The 23,984-nt window shown below is 61.3% G+C and carries 25 protein-coding genes; 12 read left to right on the top strand and 13 right to left on the bottom strand.

The features are described from left to right. Positions 1 to 82: 82 nt before the first annotated feature. The 5 genes from ercA to H621_RS0121110 all read left to right on the top strand — a co-directional run bounded on the left by ercA (position 83) and on the right by H621_RS0121110 (position 5,713). Positions 83 to 1,246, top strand: coding sequence for an alcohol dehydrogenase-like regulatory protein ErcA (gene ercA, locus H621_RS0121130; RefSeq protein WP_028945274.1), 1,164 nt, complete (start codon positions 83 to 85; stop codon positions 1,244 to 1,246). Beyond that, on the top strand, positions 1,230 to 2,897 hold the full coding sequence (locus H621_RS0121125; RefSeq protein ID WP_028945273.1) for a PAS domain-containing hybrid sensor histidine kinase/response regulator: 1,668 nt from the start codon (positions 1,230 to 1,232) through the stop codon (positions 2,895 to 2,897). The genes ercA and H621_RS0121125 overlap by 17 nt, the downstream gene beginning before the upstream one ends. Before the next feature lie 306 nt (positions 2,898 to 3,203). Then, positions 3,204 to 3,608 carry a TraR/DksA family transcriptional regulator gene (locus H621_RS0121120; RefSeq protein WP_028945272.1) on the top strand — a complete coding sequence of 135 codons (405 nt, stop codon included), beginning with the start codon at positions 3,204 to 3,206 and terminating at the stop codon, positions 3,606 to 3,608. Between the two features lie 145 nt (positions 3,609 to 3,753). Further along, positions 3,754 to 5,382: a methyl-accepting chemotaxis protein gene (locus H621_RS0121115; protein WP_425337433.1), complete on the top strand. Its 1,629-nt coding sequence runs from the start codon at positions 3,754 to 3,756 to the stop codon at positions 5,380 to 5,382. Between the two features lie 115 nt (positions 5,383 to 5,497). Then, on the top strand, positions 5,498 to 5,713 hold the full coding sequence (locus H621_RS0121110) for a hypothetical protein (RefSeq protein WP_028945270.1): 216 nt from the start codon (positions 5,498 to 5,500) through the stop codon (positions 5,711 to 5,713). Between the two features lie 11 nt (positions 5,714 to 5,724). Here the strand turns inward: H621_RS0121110 and H621_RS28260 are convergent, their stop codons facing one another. Further along, positions 5,725 to 5,931 carry a hypothetical protein gene (locus H621_RS28260; RefSeq protein ID WP_084168021.1) on the bottom strand — a complete coding sequence of 69 codons (207 nt, stop codon included), beginning with the start codon at positions 5,929 to 5,931 and terminating at the stop codon, positions 5,725 to 5,727. A gap of 317 nt (positions 5,932 to 6,248) precedes the next feature. On the opposite strand from H621_RS28260, the gene H621_RS0121105 reads away from it, so the two are divergent. Beyond that, positions 6,249 to 6,719: a hypothetical protein gene (locus tag H621_RS0121105; RefSeq protein WP_028945269.1), complete on the top strand. Its 471-nt coding sequence runs from the start codon at positions 6,249 to 6,251 to the stop codon at positions 6,717 to 6,719. Beyond that, positions 6,716 to 6,922, top strand: a complete 207-nt coding sequence (locus tag H621_RS29030; RefSeq protein ID WP_028945268.1) for a hypothetical protein — start codon at positions 6,716 to 6,718, stop codon at positions 6,920 to 6,922. The genes H621_RS0121105 and H621_RS29030 overlap by 4 nt, the downstream gene beginning before the upstream one ends. Here the strand turns inward: H621_RS29030 and H621_RS0121095 are convergent. From H621_RS0121095 to H621_RS0121065, 7 genes are all read right to left on the bottom strand, one after another. After that, positions 6,919 to 7,290 carry a Na+/H+ antiporter subunit G gene (locus H621_RS0121095; protein ID WP_028945267.1) on the bottom strand — a complete coding sequence of 124 codons (372 nt, stop codon included), beginning with the start codon at positions 7,288 to 7,290 and terminating at the stop codon, positions 6,919 to 6,921. The genes H621_RS29030 and H621_RS0121095 overlap by 4 nt on opposite strands. Further along, positions 7,287 to 7,565, bottom strand: a complete 279-nt coding sequence (locus H621_RS0121090) for a K+/H+ antiporter subunit F (protein ID WP_028945266.1) — start codon at positions 7,563 to 7,565, stop codon at positions 7,287 to 7,289. Before H621_RS0121090 ends, H621_RS0121095 begins: the two co-directional genes overlap by 4 nt. Continuing rightward, the gene (locus H621_RS0121085) at positions 7,562 to 8,050 is read right to left on the bottom strand and encodes a Na+/H+ antiporter subunit E (RefSeq protein WP_028945265.1); all 489 of its coding nucleotides are present in this window, start codon (positions 8,048 to 8,050) and stop codon (positions 7,562 to 7,564) included. The genes H621_RS0121090 and H621_RS0121085 overlap by 4 nt, the downstream gene beginning before the upstream one ends. Continuing rightward, the gene (locus H621_RS0121080) at positions 8,047 to 9,729 is read right to left on the bottom strand and encodes a monovalent cation/H+ antiporter subunit D (RefSeq protein WP_028945264.1); all 1,683 of its coding nucleotides are present in this window, start codon (positions 9,727 to 9,729) and stop codon (positions 8,047 to 8,049) included. Before H621_RS0121080 ends, H621_RS0121085 begins: the two co-directional genes overlap by 4 nt. After that, positions 9,726 to 10,070, bottom strand: a complete 345-nt coding sequence (locus tag H621_RS0121075) for a Na+/H+ antiporter subunit C (RefSeq protein WP_028945263.1) — start codon at positions 10,068 to 10,070, stop codon at positions 9,726 to 9,728. Before H621_RS0121075 ends, H621_RS0121080 begins: the two co-directional genes overlap by 4 nt. Further along, a complete protein-coding gene (locus H621_RS0121070) occupies positions 10,070 to 12,985 on the bottom strand; it encodes a monovalent cation/H+ antiporter subunit A (protein ID WP_028945262.1) in 2,916 nt (971 codons plus the stop codon). The genes H621_RS0121075 and H621_RS0121070 overlap by 1 nt, the downstream gene beginning before the upstream one ends. A gap of 149 nt (positions 12,986 to 13,134) precedes the next feature. Further along, positions 13,135 to 14,082, bottom strand: a complete 948-nt coding sequence (locus H621_RS0121065; RefSeq protein ID WP_028945261.1) for a DMT family transporter — start codon at positions 14,080 to 14,082, stop codon at positions 13,135 to 13,137. 83 nt (positions 14,083 to 14,165) lie between these two features. On the opposite strand from H621_RS0121065, the gene H621_RS0121060 reads away from it, so the two are divergent. After that, positions 14,166 to 14,729, top strand: a complete 564-nt coding sequence (locus tag H621_RS0121060; RefSeq protein WP_028945260.1) for a helix-turn-helix domain-containing protein — start codon at positions 14,166 to 14,168, stop codon at positions 14,727 to 14,729. A gap of 49 nt (positions 14,730 to 14,778) precedes the next feature. On the opposite strand, the gene H621_RS0121055 is transcribed toward H621_RS0121060, so the two are convergent. Beyond that, positions 14,779 to 15,336 (bottom strand): cysteine hydrolase family protein, encoded by a 558-nt coding sequence (locus H621_RS0121055; RefSeq protein WP_028945259.1) that lies wholly within the window; start codon positions 15,334 to 15,336, stop codon positions 14,779 to 14,781. A gap of 105 nt (positions 15,337 to 15,441) precedes the next feature. Between H621_RS0121055 and H621_RS0121050 the strand changes: the two genes are divergently transcribed. From H621_RS0121050 to H621_RS0121040, 3 genes are all read left to right on the top strand, one after another. Further along, entirely contained in the window at positions 15,442 to 16,422 is a 981-nt protein-coding gene (locus tag H621_RS0121050) for a GlxA family transcriptional regulator (protein ID WP_028945258.1), read from the top strand. A gap of 77 nt (positions 16,423 to 16,499) precedes the next feature. Then, entirely contained in the window at positions 16,500 to 17,924 is a 1,425-nt protein-coding gene (locus H621_RS0121045; protein ID WP_028945257.1) for an FAD/NAD(P)-binding protein, read from the top strand. Positions 17,925 to 18,056: 132 nt separating this feature from the next. Beyond that, entirely contained in the window at positions 18,057 to 18,437 is a 381-nt protein-coding gene (locus H621_RS0121040; protein WP_028945256.1) for an antibiotic biosynthesis monooxygenase, read from the top strand. Here H621_RS0121040 and H621_RS0121035 read toward each other — a convergent pair. Both H621_RS0121035 and H621_RS0121030 read right to left on the bottom strand, forming a co-directional pair. Then, positions 18,416 to 19,186 carry an alpha/beta hydrolase family protein gene (locus tag H621_RS0121035; RefSeq protein ID WP_028945255.1) on the bottom strand — a complete coding sequence of 257 codons (771 nt, stop codon included), beginning with the start codon at positions 19,184 to 19,186 and terminating at the stop codon, positions 18,416 to 18,418. The two genes, H621_RS0121040 and H621_RS0121035, sit on opposite strands and share 22 nt — an antisense overlap. After that, on the bottom strand, positions 19,173 to 20,282 hold the full coding sequence (locus H621_RS0121030; RefSeq protein WP_028945254.1) for a DUF3182 family protein: 1,110 nt from the start codon (positions 20,280 to 20,282) through the stop codon (positions 19,173 to 19,175). The genes H621_RS0121035 and H621_RS0121030 overlap by 14 nt, the downstream gene beginning before the upstream one ends. A 197-nt stretch (positions 20,283 to 20,479) precedes the next feature. Between H621_RS0121030 and H621_RS0121025 the strand changes: the two genes are divergently transcribed. Next, positions 20,480 to 22,288: an aminopeptidase P family protein gene (locus H621_RS0121025; RefSeq protein WP_028945253.1), complete on the top strand. Its 1,809-nt coding sequence runs from the start codon at positions 20,480 to 20,482 to the stop codon at positions 22,286 to 22,288. 62 nt (positions 22,289 to 22,350) lie between these two features. Here H621_RS0121025 and H621_RS0121020 read toward each other — a convergent pair whose 3' ends face one another. Further along, entirely contained in the window at positions 22,351 to 22,632 is a 282-nt protein-coding gene (locus tag H621_RS0121020; RefSeq protein ID WP_028945252.1) for a hypothetical protein, read from the bottom strand. A 184-nt stretch (positions 22,633 to 22,816) separates the two neighbouring features. Further along, positions 22,817 to 23,704, bottom strand: a complete 888-nt coding sequence (gene rhtA / locus H621_RS0121015; protein ID WP_028945251.1) for a threonine/homoserine exporter RhtA — start codon at positions 23,702 to 23,704, stop codon at positions 22,817 to 22,819. Between the last annotated feature and the right edge of the window lie 280 nt (positions 23,705 to 23,984).

Below are 23,984 nucleotides of genomic sequence, written 5' to 3'. Positions count from 1 at the left end.
CAGGCCCTTTCGGGCCTGATTGCATTCATACCCGGATGCAGTAGGCTGGCGCTTACGACTACAACAACGATACAGGCCTCGCATGAGCCCGAAATTGAGCCAGTTGCGCAAATTCGTTTCCCCGGAAATCATCTTTGGCGCCGGTTGCCGGCATCATGTGGCCAACTACGCCAGAACCTTCGGCGCGCGCAAGGTACTGCTGGTCAGTGACCCGGGCGTGATCGCTGCTGGCTGGGTAACCGATATCGAGGCCAGTCTGCAAGGGCAGGGCATTGACTACTGCCTGTACACCGAGGTCTCGCCCAACCCGCGGGTCGAGGAAGTGATGAGCGGTGCCGAGCGCTATCGCAGTGAGCAGTGCGACGTGATCGTCGCCGTCGGCGGTGGCAGCCCGATGGACTGTGCCAAGGGCATCGGCATTGTGGTGGCCCACGGTCGCCACATCCTCGAGTTCGAAGGTGTCGACACCATCCGTGTGCCCAGCCCCCCATTGATCCTCATCCCCACCACGGCCGGCACCTCCGCCGACGTGTCGCAGTTCGTGATTATCTCCAACCAGCAGGAGCGGATGAAGTTCTCTATCGTCAGCAAGGCGGTGGTGCCCGACGTGTCGTTGATCGACCCGGAAACCACCCTGAGCATGGACCCGTTCCTGTCGGCCTGTACCGGTATCGATGCACTGGTGCATGCCATCGAAGCGTTCGTGTCCACCGGTCACGGCCCCTTGACGGATCCTCACGCGCTGGAAGCCATGCGCCTGATCAACGGTAACCTGGTGGAGATGATTGCCAACCCGAGCGATATTGCCCTGCGGGAAAAAATCATGCTTGGCAGCATGCAGGCCGGGCTTGCCTTTTCCAATGCGATTCTTGGCGCGGTACATGCCATGTCCCATAGCCTTGGAGGCTTTCTCGACCTGCCCCATGGGCTGTGCAACGCGGTGCTGGTCGAGCATGTGGTGGCATTCAACTACAGCGCAGCACCCGATCGCTTCAAAGTGATCGCGCAGACCTTGGGCATCGATTGCCGGGGTCTTAACCACAAGCAGATCAGCCAGCGCCTGGTCGAGCACCTGATCGCTCTCAAACATGCGGTTGGCTTTCATGAAACCTTGAGCCTGCACGGGGTGGGAATGACCGACATCCCGTTCCTGTCCCAGCACGCCATGGGCGATCCCTGCATCCTCACCAACCCGCGCAGTTCCAGTCAGCGCGACGTCGAGGTGGTGTATGGCGAGGCCCTCTGACCTCCAGGGTGACGCGCTGGCTGGGTTGTTGGGGCTGAGCAATCACACCGTACGCAAAAGTCATTATCCGGAGCTGGCCGTACGCCTGGAGGAACTGGAAGCAGAGCGCAATCGCTACAAATGGTTGTTCGAGCATGCTGTGCACGGCATTTTCCAGGCCAGCCTCGTCGATGGCATGCGCGCCGCCAACCCTGCGCTGGCACGTATGTTGGGCTACCCTGACGCACCTGCGCTGTTGCTCTCGCGCCGGGACCTGGCCAGCCACCTGTTCGCCGGTGGCCAGGATGAACTGCGGACCATTGCCCAGGCACTGCAACGCGAGCAAGCGCTAATCGGCTATGAAACCCAGTTGCGCCGGCGTGACGGCAGCCATATCGACGTGCTGATGAACCTGCTGCTGCGTCCGGACGAGCCGGGTGTGGTGGAAGGCTTTGTGGCTGACATCACCGAACGCAAACTGGCCCAGCAACGCCTGCAGCAGCTCAACGATCAACTGGAGCAGCGGGTCGCCGAGCGCACCAACGAACTGATCGAGGCCCGTGATGCCGCCCAGGCGGCCAATCGCAGCAAAGACAAATACCTGGCGGCCGCCAGCCACGATCTGTTGCAACCGCTCAATGCCGCGCGGTTGCTGATTTCCACCCTGCGCGAGCGCAGTTTGCCCGCTGCCGAGCAACAGCTGGTCGAGCGCGCGCACCAGGCGCTGGAAGGCGCCGAAGACTTGCTGACCGACCTGCTGGATATTTCCCGGCTGGACCAGGCCGCAGTCAAACCGGACCTGGATCTCTACAGCCTGGACGAAGTGCTGGCTCCCCTGGCCTCGGAGTTCCAGCCGGTGGCCGAAGCTGCTGGCCTGGGCTTGCGGGTTCGCAGTGGCCGGTTGGCCGTTCGTACCGACCTGCGTCTGTTGACGCGAATTCTGCGCAACTTCATCAGCAACGCCTGCCGCTACACCGAACAGGGGCACATTCTGCTCGGTGCCCGCCGACAGGGCGCGCATGTGCGGCTGGAGGTCTGGGACACCGGGCGAGGCATTGCAGCCGATCGCCTCGAATCCATCTTTCTCGAGTTCAACCAACTGGATGTGGGCCGGGCTGCCGATCGCAAGGGGGTAGGGCTGGGCTTGGCCATTGTCGAGCGCATTGCGCGGATCCTCGAGTGCCGGGTTCAGGTGCGCTCCTGGCCGGGCTGTGGCTCGGTGTTCAGCATCGAGGTGCCGTTGTCGCCGTACCTGCCACAAGCCCCGGCTGCGACGGCCTTCGTGCACGCTGCGCTTGGTGATCCGTTGCCGGGGCGGCGATTGCTGGTGCTGGATAACGAATCGAGTATCCAGCAGAGTATGGCGGCGCTGTTGCAGCAGTGGGGATGTGAAGTGGTGACCGCCGCTGACTATAGTGAAGCGCTGGCAGTGCTTGCGGGACAGGTGCCGGAGTTGATCCTGGCAGATTTTCACCTCGACCATGGGGTGACCGGGTGCGAGGTGGTGCGTGACCTGCGTGGTCATTTCGGCCAGCGCATCGCTGCCGTGATGATCACCGCCGACCGCAGCGAGCAGAGTCGCCGGGCCATGCAGCGCCTCGGTGTACCGTTGCTGAACAAACCTGTGAAGCCGGGCAAGTTGCGCGCGGTGTTGAGCCAGTTGCTGGGTTGAGGGAAACCTGCTTACAGCGGCAGACGAGAATTTGTTACAAGCTTTTTGCCGCCAATACACCGTTTGTCCCCAGGAAAGCGCCGCGCAGGTAGTTTTTTTGTTATAAACCCGCGCCAGGGGAAGCACTTGTGGGCCTTTTCGGTCAATTGCACCGTCATTCCTGTTGCCCAGTGCGAATCTCGGCCGTAGACTGCCGCCCCCTGTAAATTGAGTGCCGGATGGTGCTTGAAGAATTCCGCTGCTGGCGAGCTGTTCGCCAGGAGCACCCGATTCGCCTTAATGCACGTATTTTTTATAGAGAAATCAATGACAAAGGAAAAGTTGCTGGCCATGCCGGCCGATGATTACATGAACGCTGAGCAACTGGCTTACTTCACCGCGCTGCTGCAGTCGATGAAGGTTGAGACCCATGAGCGCATCGAGCAGAGCCGTGTAACCATCGAAAGCCTGGATACGCCTGCCGATCCTGCCGATGCCGCCTCGGTCGAAGAAGAGCGCCACTGGTTGGTGAACGCGATCGAACGTGATCAGCGTCTGCTGCCACAACTGGAAATGGCGTTGGGCCGTATTGCCGACGAGAGCTTCGGCTGGTGTGACGACAGCGGTGAGCCAATCGGCCTGAAGCGTCTGCTGATCAGCCCGACCACCAAGTACTGCATCGAAGCTCAAGAGCGTCACGAGCAGATCGACAAGCACCAGCGTCAAGCCTGACAGACACAGGTGTCCAACAAGAACCCCGGGAATCGCTCCCCGGGGTTTTTGCGTTTGTTGTCCTGCATCAAGGGTAAAGGCTGTACACCGAAAGGAGCATGGATAATGGCGTTATAGTGGCTTTTAATGGCCGTACAATAACAACATGCCGCGTTGGAGCTCGAACATGCTGCGAAATGAATCGCTGTCTGGTGACTTGCTGGAGCCTGAAGTTGCGTCGAGTGGTACTGCGCCCTGGTCGATGCTGTTACTGCAAAGCCTGGTGCTGACGGGGGTACTGGCGGCCATGGCGTTTGCCGGGGTGTCAGTCTATGTCTGCTTGCCGTTGGCATTGTTGGCCTTGTGGGTTCCTCGCTTGCGCAAGCCCCTTGCAGTTGTCCAGGCTGACAGCGACCCACTGGGTGACTTGACACGCGACCTTGCCAGGACCACCAGCCACAACGCCCTGTCGGCTGCGGGTGTGGCGTTCTCAGTGCAACAGCTGGCGAGCAAGCTGCAGTCGCAACTGGACGCTGCGGCGCAGATCGTCAGCAGTGCCGAAGTCATGATCGGCACCGAGAAGGCTACCTCCCAACTGAGCCAGCATGCTTTGGCTGCTGCGCGCACCGCTCACCAGAGCAGCGCCAGTGGGCGCGAAGTGCTGGCGGAGTCGATCCAGCGGATGCACCAGCTGAGCGCGCGTGCCAGCGCCAGCCGCGAGTTGATCGAGGCCTTGCACCAGCGCAGTGAAGACATTGCCCGGGTCACCCTGGTGATACAGTCCATTGCCAGCCAGACCAATTTGTTGGCGCTCAACGCGGCCATCGAGGCGGCCAGGGCAGGGGAGCACGGTCGTGGCTTTGCCGTGGTGGCCGATGAGGTTCGTGGCTTGGCCGGGCGCACGGCCAGTGCCACGCAGGAGGTCGGCCTGATGGTCGCTGACATTCAGGAGCGTACGGCCCAGGTGGTCGAGCAGATCCGCACATTGTCGGATGACCTGCACAGCGGTGTTGACCAGGTCGAGCACACCGGTGAGCAGCTGGACAGCATTGCCAGCCTGGCTGCCGGGGTGGAGCAGCAGATCGGCGAAATCGCCGAGGGTACCGAGACCAACCGGGTCCAACTGGACAGCCTGTTCGAGGCAGTGGCACGCATGCGCAGTGATCTGCAGGCCAGTGACCAGCAAACCCAGCGGCTGGCCCAGGCCGCGGTGCAGCTGGAAGGCCAGGCAGAGAGTATCAGCGAGCGACTGGCCGAGGTCGGCCTGGACGATTACCACCAGCGGGTCTATGACCTGGCCCGGCAAGGGGCCCAGCAGATCGAGGCACAGTTCGAGGCCGATGTTACCTTGGGGCGAATCGGCCTGGAGGATCTGTTCGATCGTCATTACCAGCGCATTGCGAGTACCTCGCCAGCGCGCTACCAGACGCGACTCGACCGCTACACCGATCAGGTCCTGCCCGCCATCCAGGAGCCCTTGCTGAAGCAGCATGAGGGGCTGGTATTTGCCATCGCCTGTACCCAGCAAGGCTACGTCCCCACCCATAACATGGCATTCAACCAGCCGTTGACCGGCGATGAGGCGGTGGATACCGCGCACAATCGCAGCAAGCGCAAGTTCGACGACCGCACAGGCATTCGCTGCGGCAGCCATCAGCAGGCGGTCCTGTTACAGACCTACACGCGCGACACGGGTGAGTTGATGCACGATTTGTCGGTACCTATTCGGGTCAAGGGACGTCATTGGGGCGGGTTGCGGCTGGGCTACCGACCACAGCAAGCGGTATTTAACTGAGTCAGCTTTGTTACCGCTGATGCAAAACAGCTATGCGGTGGATAGCTTTTTCCGCAGTGGTGCAGGCCTTATCATGGCCATATCGTTAGGTTGCTAATAAATTCCGGAGGGAATGATGCATAGCCAAGTCGATGTAGCTGTGATGATTGGAAGTGGTGTGCCCCCGTCTCTGCAGGCCTTGGGCAAGCGAGTGTGCTGGGTGGTGCTGGTCAACGGCGAGCGCCGTGGTACGGCCTTTGCCTGCCGCGCCGAAGCCCAGGAGTGCCGTGCGGCGTGGCTTGAGCAATTGAATGCAGGCAGCCGACCCGTCGTGGCGCGCCAGGCCGGCTGAGGTCGTGGCAATCAACTTTCCAGGTCGCGGGCCAGGGCACAGGCCTGGTTGTGCTCACGACGGAAGCCCTTGACTCTTCCAGTGGCATGCTCGGTGACATGGAAAAAAGACTTGCCGGCGGGGATCACCACGTAGCGGGGTGTCGACACCGTGGTGGTAGAACAATCTGCACAGGAATGGGTATTGAGCTCTCGACGTAAATCGGTGTTTTCGTGCATATTCACTCCCCTGTGTATTGCGGATGATTTTCCGGCACTCATTCTGTTGAAGAGCCTGCCTTTATCTATCGCATTTTTATTGCGCTAGTGCTGTCAGACATGGCTGTTCTGATTGAGGAATTCTGCTGAACATCCGCCACCAGGCCTGGGCTGGCAGAGAAAGGTAATTAATCCCGCTCACTTGCGCGGCTGTCAGCTCAGGCTATTCGTACGCTTATCCATTAGTCTTTCAGACTTCAAATTGAAGTGCCGGTGCCTTCACGGAACCTTGGTTTCCGTGTGGCGGCGATGTGTAATCGGTTTTGAGGAATTCTTCATTGGCAGTCAGTAATCTGGATACCCATGCCCTGTTTGTCCTGGGCGATCTTCGGGCCAAATTGGTCAAACAGTTTCAATCGCGTTTTGTCTATGTTACCGAGCAAAACGCGGAAGGCCTGTACATGGCCGAGATCGATACCGATGTTGCAATGGTGGTCGATGACAAACAACGTCTGGAGCTGAAGGTTGGCGATCACTTTCGCGCCGCCGTGTTGCCCAGCCGCGAAGGTGGCAAACTGGAAGTACGTTTTCGTGACATCAAACTGACAGTTTATGGCCTGGGCGACTATGCCTTTGTCTCTGTGCCTGAGGGCGAAGGTATCGTCTTGCGTGAAGGCCAGGGTGTGGTGTTGGTTTTTGCCGCACACCAGCAGTTGCAGGAAGGCTTGAGCAAAATTCTGAAGGCTGCCACCGGCAAGGCCGCCAAATGGCGCAAGGGTGAGCTGACCACCTTCAAGGCCAGCGAGTGAACGCACCGATAGAGACCCGTGGGCGCGCCGAGTTTCATGCACGCCACCAGGCCAAGGCGCGAGAGCAAGCTGAGCAGTGGTTGGCACAGCGTCCGCGTTTGCAAGGGGCTTGGTTGGACTGGGTCGCCACCCAGCTATATCAGCTGGGCCCCCCTGAATTCGCTGCGATGGTTCGCCGTGAGCTGCAAAAACTGACGGCTTAGGCTTTGGTTGCCCGCTCACGGGTGCTGCTGATTTCCCCCGGGACTTTGTCACCTGCCATGCGCTTGCGAAACAGCGCGGCGCGGGCCAGTAGCAAGGTGGTCACCGGCACGGTGATTGCCATCAGGATCGGGATCAGCCAGGCGTGCAGCACCGGTGTCTGCTTGAGCGTCGAGAAGTACAGGATCGAAGCGAGTGCGACACACCAGGTGCCCAGCGTCGAGGCGAGGGCAGGCGGGTGCATGCGTTGAAAGAAATCTTTCAGGCGAATCAGGCCCAGTGCCCCGCTCAGGGCAAACAGGCTGCTAAGCAGCAGCAATATCGCGACCAGCAACTCGATCCAGAACGGCAACTCGTTCAGGTTGTTCATTCGATTACCTCTCCGCGCAGCAGGAACTTGGCCAGGGCAAACGAGCCGACAAAGCCAAACAACGCGATCAACAACGCCCCTTCAAAATAGGTATCACTGGCATAGCGGATGCCCAGCACCAGCATGGTCAGCATCGCCAGGATATAGAGGTAGTCCAGTGCCAGGACGCGGTCCTGGGCCGAAGGGCCGCGAAACAGCCGGAACAGTGTCAGGGCCATGGCCAGGGCAAAAATGAACAGGCTGGCGAGAATGGCGTTGGCAAGCAGGCCAGTCATTCGAAGATCTCCATCAGCGGGCGTTCATAGGTATGTTTGAAGTGCTCGATAAACTGCGCTTCATCGTCCAGGTCGAACACATGCAACAGCAGGACGCTGCGGTCCAGTGCCAGTTCCGACCAGATAGTGCCTGGGATCACGGTGGTGATCATCGACAGCGCCGCCAGGCCGTGGGCGTCGCGCAGTTCCAGTGGAATATGCACGAAGCGCGAGCGCGGTGGGTGGCGCTTGGCCGTCCAGACACTCCTGGCAACCTGGAGGTTGGACACCAGTACATCGATGCCGACCCGCACGATCAGGCGCACTACCGTCCCCGGGTGACTGATGCGTACAGACAAGGGCCGCAGCGGTGCCATCAGGATGGGCGCCAGAATGCCCAGCAAGGCTCCCAGCAACAGGTTGCCGGGACTCACCGACACGTTCAGGACCAGCCACAGCAGCAACAACGACAACGACAGCAGGGGGGCGGGGAACAGGCGTCTCATGGTTGCACCTGTGTACGGGTGGCCAGGGTGGTCGGGCCGGGGATCGGCCGAGTACCGAATACCGCGCTGATGTACTGCTCAGGATCCTGCAGGCTGGCGGCGGTGTCCTGGGTGTAACGCAGCAAGGGCTCTGCACGCACGCTCAGGACAATGCACAGGCCGAGCAAGGCAACGATGGGAATGCATTCGTAGCGACGCAGCAGCGGCGATGGGCGTTCCTGAGGGGTCCAGAAGCGCTGGATGCCGACCCGGGTCAAGGCGATCAATGAGGCCATGCCCGACAGCACCAGCAGCGCTACCAGTGTCCAGCCCTGTACTGAAAGCGCTTGCTCGGGGGCAACGCCCAGGCCTTGGGGATTGAACAGCGCAGCGATCAGGTTGACCTTGCCGATGAAGCCCGAGAGTGGCGGCATGCCGATGATCAGTAGCGCACACGCGATGAAGCTCAAGCCCAGGAATGCCATGGTCCAGGGGATCACCTGGCCGATCACGGCCTTTTGCTCGTCATCGAGGTTGATGCCTTTGGGAGGATGCAACGATTCCAGCGGTGAAGGGTGGCAATCGTCGTCATCGAGCGGCAACTCGTTGGCAGAGCGGGAGCGCTCGATCAACTCCGCCAGCAGGAACAGGGTGCACAGTGCCAGGGTGGAGCTGACCAGGTAGAACAAGGCGCCCGCGGTCAACGCCACCTGGCCGAAGCCGATGGCAGCCATCAAGGTGCCTGCCGACACCAGGATGCTCAGGCTGGCCATGCGTTCCAGGCGCTGGGCGGCAAGGATCGACACGGCGGCACAGGCCAGGGTTGCCAGGCCGCCATAGATCAGCCACTCGCCACCGAAGAAAGCCGAGGCCCCTGCCTGCCCGGAAAACAGCAAGGTCCACAGGCGCAGCACGGTATAGATACCCACCTTGGTCATGATCGCGAACAGTGCCGCCACCGGAGCGCTGGCGGCGGAGTAGGCCGGCACCAGCCAGAAATTCAACGGCCAGATGCCCGCCTTGGCCAGGAACGCGGTGGCCAGAATTGCCGCGCCGGCATGCAGCAAGCCACGGTCGGCTTCGGGTACCAGCGGGATTTTCACAGCCAGGTCGGCCATGTTCAGCGTGCCGGTGACACCATAGAGCATGGCCGCGCCCACCAGGAACAGCGAAGAGGCGAACAGGTTGATGGCAATGTAGTGCAGGCCGGCCTTCACCCGGGCCCGGCCCGAACCGTGCAGCAGCAGGCCATAGGACGCTGCCAGCAGCACTTCGAAGAACACGAACAGGTTGAACAGGTCGGCGGTCAGGAAGGCGCCGTACAAGCCCATCAGCTGGATCTGGAACAAGGCGTGGAAGCTGGCCCCGGCGCCATCCCAGCGGGCCATGGCAAACAACAGGGCACTGACCCCGACGATCCCGGTCAACACCAGCATAAGGGCAGCAAGACGGTCGACCACCAGCACGATGCCAAACGGCGCCGGCCAGTTGCCGGGCAAGTAGACACCGATGGAGCTGGCCTGGCCCTGGCCCTGTACCCACAGCAGCAAGGTGATGGAGATCGCCAGTCCCAGCAGGCTGGAGAACAGGTTGAGGCGGGCCTTGAGGGGGCGGCGCTTTTCGCCTAGCAGCAGCATCAATGCCGCCGTCAGCAGGGGCAGCAGGATGGGGGCGATGATCAGTTGGTTCATGAAGCTCATTCGTTGGACTCCCGGCCATCGACGTGGTCGGTGCCGGTCAACCCACGCGACGCCAGGAGCACCACCAGGAACAGTGCGGTCATGGCGAAGCTGATGACGATGGCGGTGAGCACCAGGGCCTGGGGCAGCGGGTCGGTGTAGTTGAGCAGGTCCTGGGGCACACCATCCTTGATGATCGGCTCTTTGCCGATAAACAGGCTACCCATGCTGAAGATGAACAGATTGACGCCATAGGAGAGCAGGCACAGGCCCATCACCACCTGGAACGTCCGTGGCCGAAGGATCAGCCAGACCCCGGAGGCGGCAAGCACACCAATGGCGATTGCGATGACTTCTTCCATCAGGCGGCTCCTGTCTGTGTGGCTTTGGGTTGGCTGGCAGGACGGTGTCCACGTACCGACTGGTGGGCCAGGGCAGTGAGGATCAACAGGGTCGAGCCGACCACCACGGTGAAGATGCCGACATCGAAGAACAGCGCGCTGGCAAAATGGATGTCACCCAGAACCGGTAGATGCAGATGTGCCGTATGAGTGGTCAGGAAGGGGTAGCCGAGCAGCATCGCGCCGCCGCCGGTGAGTGTGGCGCACAGCAGGCCCGTGCCCATCCAGCGTAGCGGCCGCAGGCTCATTTGCGCCTCGACCCATTGGGTGCCGGCGACCATGTACTGGAGAATGAAGGCGACCGACATCACCAGGCCGGCGACAAAACCACCGCCTGGCTGGTTGTGCCCGCGCATGAACAGGTACATCGATACCACCAGGGCAATCGGCAGCAGCAGGCGAACCAGCGCAGCTGGCACCATCATGAAGCCCAGCGCCGTATCTGCGGCCTGACGAGGGTTGACCAGATCGGTTACCACGTCCGGCGCCAGCAGGCGTTGCTGAGCCGGCAGTTGCATGCTCTCGCGAGGCGGGCGGAAGCGTCGCAACAGGGCGAACACGGCCAGGGCAACGGCCACCAGCACGGTCACCTCGCCGAGGGTGTCGAAGCCGCGGAAGTCCACCAGCATGACGTTGACCACGTTGGTACCGCCACCTTCTGGCAATGCCCGGCTCAGGTAGAACGACGAGATGATATTGGGCGTCGGACGGGTCAGCATTGCGTAGGACAGCAATGCCATGCCGGCACCGACCATGACCGCGAGGATCAGGTCGCGCAGGCGCCGCAGGCGAGCCCGCTCCTGGCTGCCCGGCAAGGGCGATACGCCTTCGATACGCCGGGGCAGCCAGCGCAGGCCGAGCAGGATCAAGACGGTGGTGACCACTTCGACCACCAGCTGGGTGAGCGCCAGGTCTGGCGCCGAGAACCAGACGAAGGTGATACAGGTCATCAAGCCGCAGACACTGACCATGGTCAATGCCGCCAGGCGGTGGTACTTGGCTTGCCAGGCCGCGCCGAGGGCGCAGGCAATGGCAATCAGCCAGAGCATGACGAACACACCGGAGCCCGGGATCTTCGGGCGGTCGCCCCAGCTCAGTCCGCTCTGCAGCATCGGCAGCAGGCCTGCCAGAAGGGCGGCCAGCACCAGCATGAACAGCTGCTTCTGCAGGCGTCGGGTGGTCAAGGTGCGCTCGATGCGCCGCGCCATGCGCATCAGCAGCACCTGACCATGCTCGAACATGCGCTTGCCATTGAAGCGTTCGATCAATGGTGGTTGAGGGAAGCGCCCCAGCTTGAGCTGGTTGCGCAGCAACAGGTAGAGCACTACACCGCCACTCATGGCGATCAGGCTCATGATCAGCGGTGCGTTCCAGCCGTGCCAGATCGCCAGGCTGTACTCCGGCAATGTGCCACCCACCACCGGCAGGGCCGCGGCGGCCAGCAGCGGCCCAACCGACTGGGCAGGGAACATGCCTACCACCAGGCACGTCAGCACCAGCAGTTCTACCGGGGCACGCATCCACCGCGGTGGCTCGTGAGGGGTGTGGGGCAAGTCGGTAGCGGGCGGGCCGAAGAACACGTCGACGGTAAAACGCAAGGCATAGGCCACGCTGAAGGTCCCCGCGAGCGTGGCGATCACCGGCAAGGCTGTTTCGATCCAGGCGCTGGACGTGATGAACACGGTTTCAGCGAAGAACATCTCCTTGGACAGGAAGCCGTTCATCAGCGGCACCCCGGCCATGGACGCACTGGCTACCATGGCCAGGGTCGCGGTAAACGGGATAAGCCGGAACAGGCCGCTCAGGCGGCGAATATCACGGGTACCGCTTTCATGGTCGATGATGCCGGCGGCCATGAACAGCGAGGCCTTGAAGGTGGCATGGTTGAGAATGTGAAACACTGCCGCGACGGCTGCCAGCGGGCTGTTCAGGCCCAGCAATAGGGTAATCAGGCCCAGGTGGCTGATGGTGGAGTAGGCCAGGAGCCCCTTGAGGTCATTCTGGAACATGGCTGCGAATGCACCCAGCAGCAGGGTGCAGGCACCGGCACCGCCGACGATCCAGAACCACTCCTCACTGCCGGAGAGTACCGGCCACAGGCGCGCCAGGAGAAACACTCCAGCCTTGACCATGGTTGCAGAGTGCAGATAGGCCGATACCGGCGTCGGCGCCGCCATGGCATGGGGCAGCCAGAAGTGGAAAGGAAACTGTGCGCTTTTCGTCAAGGCGCCGAGGAGGATCAGGGGAAGCAGGATGGGGTACAAGGCGTGGCTACGAATTTGCTCGCCGGCAGCAAGGACCTTGTCCAGGTCGTAGCTGCCGACCACATGGCCGAGCAGCAGTACCCCCGCCAGCAGGCACAAACCACCGGCACCGGTGACCATCAGGGCCATGTAGGCGCCGCGACGGGCGTCGGCGCGGTGGTGCCAATAGCCGATCAGCAGGAATGAAAACAGGCTGGTCAATTCCCAGAAGAACACGATCTGGATCAGGTTGCCGGAGATCACCAGGCCGAGCATTGCGCCCATGAAGGCCAGGAAGAAGGCAAAGAAGCGTGGCACCGGGTCCTGTGGTGACATGTAGTAGCGTGCATACAGTGACACCAGTGTGCCAATGCCCAGCACCAGCAGTGAGAACAGCCAGGCGAAACCGTCCATGCGCAGGACCAGGTTCAGGCCCAGGCTCGGCAGCCACAGAAACTCTTCCCGGATCACGCCGCCATGGGCAATCTGCGGGTACATCAAGGCGACCTGGACGGTGCCGATCAGGGCGACAAGACCGGCCAGCAGCGACTCGCTGTTGCGTGCGTTGTGCGGCAAGACAGCCGCCAGGCAGCTGCCGACGAACGGCAGAAGCAGTAGCACTATCAAGGACATAGATTTCTAATCTGCAGGAGTTTGTAAGGGATCATACGTGGCGCACTGTCGATCACCAACACACAAGCGGCGCTAGATCCCTAAGATTAGGGCGTATTAAACGATTTTTTTATAACAGTTTTTTTCAAAGGATAGACCGGTTTTGCCGACTAGCGCCCTGCTTCCTGCTCCTGGCCCCGGCTTTCGAGCGCCGCGGATTCCGGCTCGCGGCGCTTGATCTTCAGCTCACTGACGATCACCGCAACCACAATGAGCAGGCCCCCGACCAGCGCGATGCCCGGCAGTCGCTCGCCGGCAATACGCCCGACCACCCCCGCCCACACCGGCTCACCGGCGTAGATCAAGGTGGCGCGGGTGGGTGAAACCGACTTCTGCGCCCAGTTCATCGCGACCTGGATCACCGCACTCATCGCGCCAAGCCCCAAGGCGCTGAGCAACAGCAACCCGGAAAAGTCCGGCAGCGGCTCCTGGGTGGGGACGACCATCATGAACGACAGCGCCGAGGCGGTCGCCAGTTGCACCACGGTCACTCTGCGGACATCGACCTTGCCGGCATAGCGACTGATCAGAATGATTTCCGCCGCGATGGCCACCGCACTGACCAGCGTGGCAATCTCCCCCGCACTCATGTGCAGCGAGCCGCCTTCAGGCCCCGCCAGCAACATCAGGCCGACAAATGCCAGGCCGATCCCGAGGGTCGGCATCAGGCCAGGGCGACGACCCAGCACCAGCCATTGCAGCAAGGGCACGAACGGTACGTACAGCGCGGTAATGAAAGCCGACTGGCTGCTGCTGATGGTCTGCAGTCCATAGGTCTGCAAGCCGTAGCCCAGCATGATCGAGACACCGATCAAAACACCGGCCTTGAGTTCGGTCGCAGTGAGTCCCGACAGCGCGCGTGCCGAAACCAGGCCGACGAACAAGGCGGCAAAGGCGAAGCGCAGGCCAACGAAGAACATCGGCCCGCTCACCGTCATGACGTTGTGCACCAGCAGGAATGTGCCACCCCAAAGCATGGTGATGAACACCAGGACCAGTTCGGCCTTGCTCAGCCGGAAGGTAACGGAAGGGCGTTCGGTAGTGTTGGTAGGGGTCATGGCCTTGCACACGGAAGAGGAGCGACGCACAATTGCGGCGAAGTGGGCAGTATACTGCGCAAACCCTATCAGTGAGCAATATAGTGCACAAAGATTCCAGCCAGCGCGCCTCGGTGCTGCAACATGTCAGCCAGAACATCCGCCGCCTGCGTCATGCCGCCGAGCTCAGCCAGAGTGCCCTGGCAGAAAAGTCCGGGGTCAGCCGACGCATGCTGGTGGCCATCGAGGCGGGCGAGAAGAATGTCAGCCTGACCACGCTGGATCGTATTGCCGAGGCGCTCGATGTTGCCTTCACCGATTTGATCCAGGCGCCAGACAACCGCGACCCCAGCCGAATCAACGAGCTTGCCTGGGCCGGTGTTCATCCTGGCAGCAAGGCTGTGCTGCTGGCGAGTTCGCAGGCCAGTCGGGAGGTCGAGCTTTGGGAATGGCGCCTTGAACCAGGCGAGGTCTACCAGTGCGAAGCCGATGCCGATGGCTGGAGCGAGCAGTTGTATGTGTTTGAAGGTTGCCTGACCTTGGTCATCGAAGACCTGCGTCATCAGCTGCAGGCGGGAGACTTTTTCAGCTATGCCAGTAACCGCGTGCATGCCTATCGCAATGAAGGCGATGTTGCCACGCGGTTTGTGCGCAATGTGGTTATCTGATCGCAGGGCAAGCCTCTCTCCCTATAGGTGCAGGCTTGCCCCGCGATGCTCAATCCCTGTTCAGCGCCAGAAAGTCCTGGGTTGAAATCACCTGGGCGTAACCAAATGCCAGAGCAGCCATATAGGTCGCATGGACCTGGGCAGCCGGAGTGGTCACGCCATTGAACTCCTGTGCGCGGGTGGCACAGGCGTCATGGATAACAGTTGTGGCATAGCCAAGGTCGGCAGCGGCCCGGGTGGCGGCGTCGATGCACATATGACTCATGCTGCCGATGACCGTAACTGCCTCTGTCTGGTGCTGGTCCAGGAGCGACTGGAGGTTGGTGTCGAGGAACGCGTTGACCTTGTGCTTGAGCACTACTGGCTCGCTCGGCAGGGCGGCGGCCTTGGGATAGATCTGCGCGCCCTCGGAGCCTGGGGTGAAGAAGGGGGCATCGCTGGACTCGAACTCATGACGCACATGCACCACCAGGTCACCCTTGGCGCGTGCAGCGGCGATCACCTTGCCGGCATTGTCTGCAGCCGTGTCTGCACCATCCAGGGTCCATTTGCCGCCGGGGAAGTAGTCGTTCTGAATATCAATGACGATCAGTGCATGCTTGCTCATTGCAAAAGCCTCGTAGGGGAGTGGTTGCGGTGTGGTGATAGTTATAGGCTTGAGCGGTGTGCTTGCGGATTGGCGCAAACGACAATTTGGCGGGAAAAACTGACAATGGCTAAAGAGTGCGACGTTGCCGAGATCGGGGTGTTGGTGTACCCCGGCGCGCAGCTGGCAGCGGTGCATGGGCTGACCGACCTGTTTGCCGTGGCCAGTCGGCTGCGACATGACCTGGGTGCCCTGGAGCGGCCGATTTTACGTGTCACCCACTGGAGTGAAGGTGAAAGCGGGCAGCTTGCGGTGTCATATGACAGCCATCCAGGTTCCTCTCATGCCCCCCGTGTAATGATCATCCCACCCAGCCTGACCCAGGCGCCTGCACCCGAATTGCTTGATCGCTATTGTCAGGACCTGCGTCAGTGGCACGGCAGCGGTGTGCTGCTGGTGTCGGTGTGTGTGGGGGTGTTCTTTATCGCGGCCAGCGGCCTGTTGGATGGGCGGGCAGCTACCACGCACTGGAATTTTGCCCAGTCTCTGGCCGAGCGGTTCCCCAAGATCAAGGTAGAAGCGAACCTGCCGCTGCTCGATGACGGCGACATCATCACGTCGGCCGGCCTGATGGCCTGGACCGACCTGGGGTTGAAGCTGATCGAGCGTCATCTTGGCGAGACGCTGGCAGCCGAGACCGCGCGTTTCCTGGCGGTGGAGCGCATTACTGAAAATCAGCGGCCGGGAAGTGTGTTCACGCCGCGTCTGGATCACGGTGACGAAGCGGTGCTGAAGGTCCAGCACTGGCTGCAAAGCAGCGGTGCCCGGGATGTGAATCTTGCCGCGATGGCCGAGTGTGCCGGATTGGAATCGCGTACTTTCCTGCGCCGGTTCCGCAATGCCACGGGGTTGAAACCCACCGAGTACTGCCAACAGGTGCGCGTTGGCCGTGCCTGCCGGATGCTCGAGTTCACCAATCGCAGCATCGATCAGATTGCCTGGGGGGTGGGTTACCAGGACCCGGGCGCTTTCCGCAAAGTGTTCTTCAAGGTCACGGGGGTTGCCCCCAGCGATTATCGCCGCCAGATGGCAAGTAGTGCTGGCTAATCCTACTTTGGTACCGATGTGGCTGCTTTTTCCGCGTTCGCCTGCTTATTATTCCGGCAAACAAGACGGAGAAGCCCATGAGTGCGCCGCTGCAACCCGAATCCTCGAGCGCCGATGTGTTAATCATTGGCGGCGGCCTCAGTGGCGCCCTGCTTGGCGCGCAGTTGCTGCGTCAACCTGGACGCCGCCGCCTGCTGGTCATCGAACCGCGCCAGGCACTGGGGCGCGGTGAGGCCTACAGCGCCTCCCAATTGGGCCACACCCTTAACGGCAATGCGGCGCGCATGAGCGTTGACCCGGACAATGCCGACGACCTCACTCAGTGGCTGGAGCAACACATTGCCGCCGGGGGATGGCCCGAATCCGCCGAGCAGGGTGTACCGGTTGCCGAGCTGTTTCCACCGCGGGGTTTGTTCGGCTGTTATGCGCGTCAGCGCTTGGCCGAAGCCCAGGCGTGGGGGGCGCGGCAGGGGTCCTGGCTTGAGCATGTACAGGCCGAGGTGGTCGACCTGCAGGTGGAACAGCAGGGCCTCGTTGTCACCTTGGACGATGGCCGATCCTTGCGAGGCGCACGTGCGGTGTTGGCCACCGGAATGTTCGCGGCGGCCCGTACGGCGCGGGTCGACGACGATGGGTTCAACGTCGCTGCAGTGGACCCTTGGGATGTAGCCGCCATGGGCAACATCGATCCAGATGGACGGGTGTTGATCATTGGTTCTGGCCTGACCATGGTCGACGCATTGGTTTCCCTCGACGTGGCAGGGCATCGTGGGCCTGTCGAGGTGTTTTCCCGCCACGGGCTGTTGCCGCAGGTGCGCCGTCAGCCGCCGGCCTGGAACGATTTTCTCGCGGCCGATCCCGACGTGCGCAGCCCGTTGCAATTGCTGCGGGCATTGCGCGCCGAATGTCGGCAGGCATACGAGCAGGGTATTGACTGGCAGGCACCGCTGGACACGGTGCGCGTGCATATAGCAAGGCTTTGGAGCCAGGCCAGCGACCGCCAGCGCCGGCAGTTTGTGCGGCATGTGCGCCCGTGGTGGGAAAGTCATCACCATCGTTCGCCTCCCCAGGGCGCGGCAATGTTGCAGCGCCTGCTGCAAGAGGGGCGTTTGCGGATTCATGCCGCCTCGCTACAGCGCGTGATTACGGTGCCTGGCGGGTCGCCGAGCATCGCCGTGCGGTTTCGTGGTCAATCGACGATCACGGAGGTTCGCGCAGCAGCGCTGATCAATTCCAGTGGCATCGAATATGACTGGCGGCGTGTGGACCGAGCTCTGCCAAGGCAATTGCTGCAGCGTGGGCTGATTCAGCCGGGGCCGTTGGCCCTCGGGATCGGCGCCGATGCTGGCGGGGCCGTGCAGCATGCCGACGGCCACTTCAGCGATCGCCTGTTTGCATTGGGGCCGCCGCTGCGTGGGATGTGGTGGGAAAGTACCGCGGTCACCGATGTCGCATTGCAGGCCAAGGCCCTGGCCTTGCGCCTGGCAACCGTTCAGGGATGATTTGCCGATGTGTCGGGCCAGGTCCTGGCGCCACTGCTCGGATTGCTGAAAAACCTCTTGACCTTGAGTTAACTAGAGGTTTTACCCTGCTTGCCGTTGCATCTCAAGTTCAATGGCAGGGAGACAATGCCCATGATGGTTCCAGAGCGCCGCTTGTGCTTTACCCAGATGATTGAGTTCGAGGTGATACCCGCTTGCCAGCACGCCCTGGTCCTGGCATTGGTCGAGCGCAGCGAGCTGTTGGCATCGAAGCATTCGGGGTTGATGGGCGCGAGCGTCCAGGCCAGTGATGATGGCAGCCGTGTACTGCAATACCTGCAATGGCAGTCGCGTTCTGCCTGGGAGGTGGCGACCAGCAGCTTCGAGCAGGAGCCATTTCTGCAACTGATCCGTCAGCACCAGGCCAAGGGCGTGAACTTTGCCGCCTTCCAGACATTCAGCAGCCTGGCGCGCAGCACAACGGATGGCCTGCATTGCCCATTGCCACCCGCTCAAGAGTACCAGGGCGAATGATGCGGGTAATGGTCGAGTCGAGCACCGATGACCATCTCGCTGATCCAGGCCGTCAGGATTGAACTGTAGGCTTTCTGGCTGCGGTCGCTGGAGAGTGCATGGTCGGCGCCGTCGACAATCCGGTGGGTCAGTGAATGGGCACTGACAAACGCCGAGCGGTAGCTCATCAAGGTGCTGTGCGGCACATAGTCGTCCTGCTCCGATTCGACCAGCAGCACATCGCCGGCAAACTCGGCACAAGCACCTAGCGCACGATTATCGGCCGGCCCCAGTGGTCGGCGGCGGTAATCGGTCAGACGTTTGCGATCAAGGCCCTGCTTGGGCATCGTCCATTCATCGTCCCAGTACAGCGCCGGAACGCGCATGGCCAGCCACTTGACGGGGCGCAAGGCGGTGAGCAGGGTCGCCAGGTACCCTCCATAGCTGCTGCCGATGACGGCGATGGCGCTGGTGTCTACGGCAGGATGGCTGACCAGGCGGTCGTAGGCGGCCACCAGGTCAGCCAGGTTCTGCTCACGCGTGACGCTCAAGCGTTGGCTTTCGGTTTTCTCATGGCCGCGCAAGTCGAAGGTCATGCATACACAGCCCAGGCCCGTGATCTGTTTGGCTCGTGCCAGGTCCCGCTGCTGGCTGCCGCCCCAGCCGTGAACGAAGAGAATGCCGGGTATCTTGTCGCCGGGGCTGACGATGGTGCCGGCGATGCTTTCGTCATCGACCGGGATTTCGATCGGCTCACTATGGATGGTCATAGTCGCGGATCCGTGCGTACTTGCAGATTCTTCCGATTTCACTGTCGTCCCCCTGATAGAAGATGGTCGCATCGGTGGGCAGCTCAGGCGTGTCGAATGCCTCATGGGTGGAGGCGCGAATGCGTGTGAGTGCTGGATCGGCGGCAAATGCCTGCAATGCCAGAACCTCGGCACTGCTGGCGCCGCCAATACGCCAGGATTGTTCGAGTACGCCACTGCGCGGTTTGCCCTGGTCGTTCAGGCCGAGCGCGACGTCATAATTGCGGCGTGAAGCCATGAACCCGGGAAGTGTCTGGAGGGCTGCCTGCTCGTAGGTTCTGGCCTGGGTGATGGCCAGGCGCAGGTGATCTTCAAGCGGCAATTGCAACAAGGTGTCGTAATCGCCGCGTATTAGAATCAGGTCCGAACCACCATATATCTCTTCGCCGTGGTGGTCGCGTGTCAATTGCTGGGTGCCGTAGTAGCTGCACAGCATTCCGGCAACCAGCGCCTGGCCAACGCTGAAGGTCTGCACCTGGGTCAGATTCTCTTCCAGGGTCAGGCCCCAGAGTGCCAGTTCCTGCGGGTCCAGGCCTTGCAGCGCCTGCTCGACTTCCAGCATTGAGGCGGCCACCGTTTGGCCTCGTCCCGCTGTGGCGCGCACAGGCTTGATCCGTAGCGGGCCTTCGCGTAGCAACAACGCTGCTGCCTGAGTAGCGTCCTCCAGGCTGAAAACGGTGTAGCCGCGCAGCAAGGCGTCCCTGGCCTGGCGCGCAAAGTCGTTGGTCCAGCCGAGGGGGAAACGGGCATTGGCGGGTAGCGGATGAGAAATAGCCTTGGTGGCCATGTAAGGACGGCTGACCACGCCCCCGAACAAATCCGCAGTGGAGATAATGCCCATTGCCTGGTAGTGCGCCGGATCGATGAGGGTTTCGGTGGGCAGGTAATAGAAGTTGTCGCGTGCTGTGGGCGCCTGGGTGGGGGTAACGACCTGGGTCTGGAGCAACTGCGCCAGCCGCTCGGCAAGCTTGAGGTGCACGCTATGTTCGTGTTCGGGCGTGTGTTCGCGGGTGTCGAGTAGCACAACACCTTGTTTCCGGTCGGTTGAGCGGGGCATGGACGCATCCTCGGCAGCTTGGGGAATGCTGGGCTTTCCCGTTAAGGGCTCTAAGAGTTGTGAAGGCTCAAACGCCCGGAAGTTCACTGCGAAGGATCGGGGAAAAGGCTACAGGCCCGTGGGGCGGTTGCCGGGGATGGAAGGCTGCTCCATTATTTGCGCCTAAACCATCGGATGCCGTGGCAGCAGGAGTCAGCATGAATACTCAGTCTTCAACGCAGGAAGCGGTGAGCACACGCCTGGCCGCTATTCGTCAGGTGCTTGGCCAGCAAGGCATCTTTGCTTTGCTGGTGCCTTCGGCAGATCCGCATCTTTCCGAGTACCTGCCTGAGTATTGGCAGGGCAGGCAATGGCTCTCCGGCTTCCAGGGCTCGGTGGGGACCTTGGTGGTAACCGCGGATTTTGCCGGGCTTTGGGCTGACAGCCGTTATTGGGAGCAGGCAGAGCGAGAGCTTGCCGGTAGCACTATCGAATTGATGAAGCTGCGTCCCGGTAGTCCGGGTCCGTTGGACTGGCTGGCTGAGCAGACTCCGGAGGCGGGTGTGGTGGCGGTGGATGGTGCCGTCATGGCGTTGGCATCGGCGCGTCAGCTTGAAGACCGCCTTGTTGTCCGAAATGCACGCTTGCTGACCGACCAGGACCTGCTCGCCGAGGTCTGGCTCGATCGTCCTCAATTGCCCAGTTGCCCGGTGTACCAGCACCTGCCTCCAGAGGCGACGGTGGCGCGTGGCCAGAAGCTTGCCCAGTTGCGCCAGACAATGCGCGAGCGCGGTGCCGACTGGCACTTTATCGCAACCCTTGACGATGTAGCCTGGTTGTTCAACCTGCGCGGCAGTGATGTCCCGTACAACCCGGTGTTCGTGGCGTTCGCGCTGATCAGCCTGGAGCGGGCGATCTTGTTCGTTGCCCCCGGCAAGCTCGACTCGCAGGTGCGCCAGGTACTGGAACTCGACGGTATAGAGGTACGTGACTACGACGCTATTCACGCAGGGTTGGCCGCCATCCCGGCAGGCAGCCACTTGCTGGTTGATCCCGCACGAGTCACGCGAGGCTTGATCGACCACTTGCAGCCAGCAGTGCGACGGGTCGAGGGGCCGAATCCGACCACCCTGGCCAAGTCGCAAAAAAGCGCAGAGGACCTGCAGCATATCCGTCGGGCGATGGAGCAGGACGGGGCGGCGCTGTGCGAGTTTTTCGCCTGGCTGGAGTCGGCCCTGGGGCGCGAGCCTGTGACCGAGTTGACGGTCGATGAGCGCCTCAGCGCTGCCCGTGCCTGCCGCCCGGGTTTCGTTTCGTTGAGCTTCTCGACCATCGCGGCTTTCAACGCCAATGGCGCGATGCCGCACTATCGTGCAACCGAAGCATCGCATGCATGTATCGAGGGCGACGGCCTGCTGCTGATCGACTCGGGAGGGCAGTATCTGGGCGGGACAACAGATATCACGCGTATGGTGCCAGTGGGGACACCCAGCATCGAGCAGAAGCAGGACTGCACACGGGTGCTCAAGGGAGTGATTGCCTTGTCGCGGGCGCGCTTCCCACGGGGCATTCTTTCGCCGTTGCTCGATGCCATCGCGCGGGCGCCGATCTGGGCCGACCAGGTCGACTATGGCCACGGTACGGGGCATGGTGTCGGCTATTTCATGAATGTGCATGAAGGCCCGCAAGTCATTGCGTATCAGGCCAGTGCGGCTCCCCAGACGGCGATGCAGGCGGGAATGATCACCTCGATCGAGCCGGGTACCTATCGACCCGGTCACTGGGGGGTGCGCATCGAGAACCTGGTGTTTAACCGTGAGGCGGGACGTAGCGAGTTTGGTGATTTCCTGGCGTTTGAAACCCTCACGCTCTGCCCGATTGATACCCGCTGTTTGCTGCCAGAGCTGCTGAGCGAGCAGGAGCGCAGTTGGCTCAATGACTACCACCGGCAGGTGCGCGAACGCTTGGCGCCGCTGCTTGAAGGGAGCGCACTAGAGTGGTTGCAGGTGCGCACCCAAGCCCTCTGAGCATGAGCGTGTGTTCAGAATGAAAACGGCAGCCTGGTGGCTGCCGTTTTGATGAAGAGGGTTTATTTGCAAATCACGATCATGCTGCGGCTGGTGTAGCCGGCAGGGTTGAGCCCGAAGAGGTAGTCGCCGGGCTCGGAATCGTCTTCACCTGAGCGAGCAATGACTCTGTAGCCTTTTTCGCCGCAAGCCACCGTCGCTTTGCTATAGCACTTGTCCCAGGACGACGAGAGGCCCGAGCAGTTGATGTGCAGGCCTTTCTTGCCGCGCTTGACTTCGGTCTTTGCAGTCGCCGCGCACCCAGCAATGGCCAACATGGCCAGGATGAGCAAAATTCGTTTCATTCCCGTCCTTAATACGTGCCGGATCTATCGCCCGGGTCTAATACCTGTAGCGTCTTCCTGATGCTCCGTTGCGTCCGTGTCTTGTCGATTAGATAGCTTCAAGGTTGACGTAAGATGACAGCTTAAAGACGTAGGCGGCGCGGCACAACGTTCTGTTTTGATTTAAATGAAAATGTTTCTCAAATCAGTCAGCAGGAACCAACGCCGGGGGGGCCTTGCGCATCGACAGTGTGGCGCCCACGGATGCGGTAATAATGGCGGCGATGGCCAGCCATTGTGCCGTCGTCAGCACCTCCCCCAGGAACAGTAGCCCGGAGAGTGCGCCAAAGGCGGGCTCGATACTCATCAATGTACCGAAGGTCCTGGCAGGCATGCGCGTGAGGGCGACCATCTCAAGGCTGTAGGGCAGGGCCGTGGACAATATTGCAACGCCCAGCGCAATTGGCAGCAGCGCTGGCGTGAGCAGGGCGCTGCCTGCATGGGCAATACCGATGGGGGCGACAAACAGTGCAGCGATCATCACGCCCAGGGCTGCAGTCTGGATACCGTTGTCGGCCCCTGCCTTTTGGCCATAAAGAATGTACAGCGCCCAGCACACGCCGGCGCCCAGGGCGTAGCCGGCACCGACAAGGTCGATGCCGGTGCCTGTCTGCCCAATGGGTATCAGCAACAAAAGGCCGATCACGGCAAGTCCGATCCAGAGAAAATCCACGGCCCGGCGCGAGGCATAAAGGGCGACAGCGAGGGGGCCGGTGAACTCGAGCGCTACAGCAATGCCCAGGGGCACCGTGCGCAGCGACATATAGAAGAGGAAGTTCATGCCGCCCAGGGCCATGCCATAGATAATGACAGTGCGCAGGGTGCTGGCAGTGAGGCGCGCACGCCAGGGGCGCAAGAGCAACAGCATGATGACGCTGGCGAAGATCAGGCGTAGGGTGGTGGTGCCTTGTGCTCCGACGACGGGAAACATGCTCTTGGCCAGCGATGCACCGGACTGAATCGAGGCCATGGCGATCAACAGCAGGCCGATGGGGAACAACGTGGCGGCCAGGCTGCGGGGTTGGGGTTTCATCGGGGGTGGGTATTCCTTATTAATAGAGGGCGCACAAGGTCGGGCCTGGCTTATGATGCTCAATGTGGGATTTTTGAGCAATATAGTGCGCATTATTCTTTTATTTGCCATTTTTGCAATTAACCCTTGACGCTTAATTTAATCTCTCTATAATTCGCCCCACTTACGGCGTAGTCGGAACCGAAAACTCCTTGAGTTTCAAAGAGTTAGCGGTTTCAGGTGGTGCTGGAAGTGCTTCGGTCGAAAGATCGGCAGCGGTGAAAAAGGTGGTTGACAGCGA

The organism is Pseudomonas vranovensis DSM 16006 (genome assembly GCF_000425805.1).
Lineage (GTDB): Bacteria > Pseudomonadota > Gammaproteobacteria > Pseudomonadales > Pseudomonadaceae > Aquipseudomonas > Aquipseudomonas vranovensis.
The sequence above is the reverse complement of the archived record's forward strand: the minus strand, read 5'-3'. Positions and strand labels throughout refer to the sequence as shown.